1 protein-coding gene is annotated in these 518 nt (G+C 44.6%); it reads right to left on the bottom strand.

The genetic code is table 11. The features are described 5' to 3' along the window. The coding region (locus tag TDIS_RS10750) for a capsular polysaccharide export protein, LipB/KpsS family (RefSeq protein WP_482255534.1) at positions 1-282 on the bottom strand (282 nt) is incomplete at its 3' end. Positions 283-518 lie beyond the last annotated feature (236 nt).

Genomic DNA, 518 nt, shown 5'->3' on the forward strand with positions numbered 1-518 from the left:
TAGAGAACCCTTATAAGTCAAACCTTCAATATTATAAATAGCTTTACCAAGAGCAATAAGAGGCTTTTTATGATATAATACCTGAGTTCCTACCGTGCTATTGATAAGTACTACTCCTAATGAATTTTTTATAAAAGTAGGCAAATGACAATCGTGAATATAAAAAACCCTTCTTTCAATCCTTAATTCTTTGGCTAAATTTTTAATTAACTTAGTGTAATCTTTACTAAGGTGCACCATCGGTCCCGGCCACACCAAACCATCGTCAAATCCGTGGCCCATCTCTCATTGGGCCTAGTGGCTACCGAAATGCGACCTCTGGCCCGCGGCCGACTACCCTTCGGTCTCCTCCTCACCTGCCAACCCTTCCTCTGACAGATCCTCTGCACCACCTTCCGGTTCCAGCCAATACCGCTGCTATCCGCCGATATCCATAGCTCGGAAACCTCTCTATCACTTCTCTCACCTTGGCCACTTTATCCTCGTCAAGTGGTCTCTTGCGTCCCTTGGGTCGATAA

The organism is Thermosulfurimonas dismutans (genome assembly GCF_001652585.1).
In the GTDB taxonomy this organism is placed as follows: Bacteria; Desulfobacterota; Thermodesulfobacteria; order Thermodesulfobacteriales; family Thermodesulfobacteriaceae; genus Thermosulfurimonas; species Thermosulfurimonas dismutans.